Annotated in this window: 1 pseudogene; it reads right to left on the bottom strand. The window is 63.3% G+C overall.

Annotated features, from left to right (window positions below):
- A pseudogene (locus SB822_RS54790) lies at positions 1-569 on the bottom strand (hypothetical protein); the annotation flags it as partial.

Here is a 569-nt window from a genome sequence, read left to right as displayed (position 1 = left end):
CCCGACGCGCGCCATGAAGTCCTTGAACTCGGTCATGTTCGACGGCGCGTAATAGCTGTCGTTGAACTGCCCGGTCTTCGAATCCCATGCGGGCAGGCCGTCGAGACGCACGATACGCATCTGATCGGGATTGGCCTTATAGAAAGGATCGAGATCGTTCACGCTCGGTGTGTAGGTGTACGGCCCGTTGGGTTCCATCGTCGATACCTGGCGGTCGTCGATCGTCCACGAAATGCCGAGCGCACGCAGCGCCGCGATGTTGCCGTTGAAACCCTGCATGCCGAAGCGATGCTGGTCCTGATGCGCGTAGGCCACCGTGCCGATCGCCGAACTGAGGTCAGGCAGCACGCCGAAGGTTGCAATGCCAGTTGGCCGGGTGCCGCTTTTCGGCAGCGTGCCGCCTGCGGAGCGCAACGTTGCAGTCAGCGCGCCATAGCCGGCCCACGTCGACTTGCACGACAACGTGTTGGTCTGCACGCCTGAGCTAACCGGGAAGCTGCCCTGCGTCTTGATCGCGCCATTCGAATCCGCGACGGACCAGACGACCGTGTCGGCGCCCGGCGCGTTCG

The organism is Paraburkholderia sp. SIMBA_054 (assembly GCF_046534875.1).
Taxonomy (GTDB): Bacteria; Pseudomonadota; Gammaproteobacteria; order Burkholderiales; family Burkholderiaceae; genus Paraburkholderia; species Paraburkholderia hospita.
Note: the sequence above shows the minus strand (reverse complement) of the source record. Positions and strands in the feature narration are given on the sequence as shown.